The sequence below is a fragment of the Paractinoplanes deccanensis genome (assembly GCF_016862115.1).
Classification (GTDB): Bacteria; Actinomycetota; Actinomycetes; order Mycobacteriales; family Micromonosporaceae; genus Actinoplanes; species Actinoplanes deccanensis.
Genome location: NZ_BOMI01000258.1, coordinates 1 through 549, shown reverse-complemented (window position 1 = coordinate 549; position 549 = coordinate 1). Strand labels below are relative to the sequence as shown.

At 63.8% G+C, this 549-nt stretch carries 1 protein-coding gene; it reads right to left on the bottom strand.

Translation table 11 applies throughout. The features are described 5' to 3' along the window. Positions 1-549: 2-oxoacid:ferredoxin oxidoreductase family protein (locus tag Ade02nite_RS48905; protein ID WP_203778302.1), on the bottom strand; the 549-nt coding region annotated here is incomplete at both ends.

Below are 549 nucleotides of genomic sequence, written 5' to 3'. Positions count from 1 at the left end.
CTCCGGGCGTTTGGCGAACTTACGCTCCAGGAACCGCAGCGTCGAGCCGAACGGACGCGAATACATCCAGCTCAACAGGCCGAGGGCGAACATGTTCTTCGCCCGCTCGGCGTCCTTCTTCGAAATCCCATGATCAGCCAGCGCGCCCACCGTCATCGAGGTCAACGCCACCGGATGCACCGCATAATCGGCCAGCGACCCGTCGTCGAGCGGGCTCACCGCATAACCGACCTTGGCCAGGCTCCGCTTGGTGAACTCGTCGGTGTTCACGATGATGTCCGCACCCGCCGGCAGATCCGCCAGGTTCGCCTTCAACGCCGCCGGATTCATCGCCACCAGCACATTCGGCGCGTCACCCGGGGTCAGGATGTCGTAGTCAGCGAAATGCACCTGAAAGCTCGACACACCCGGCAACGTGCCGGCAGGGGCACGAATCTCGGCAGGAAAATTGGGCAGGGTCGATATGTCGTTACCCAGCTGAGCCGTCTCGGACGTGAACCGGTCACCGGTCAGCTGCATGCCGTCGCCCGAGTCGCCCGCGAACCGGAT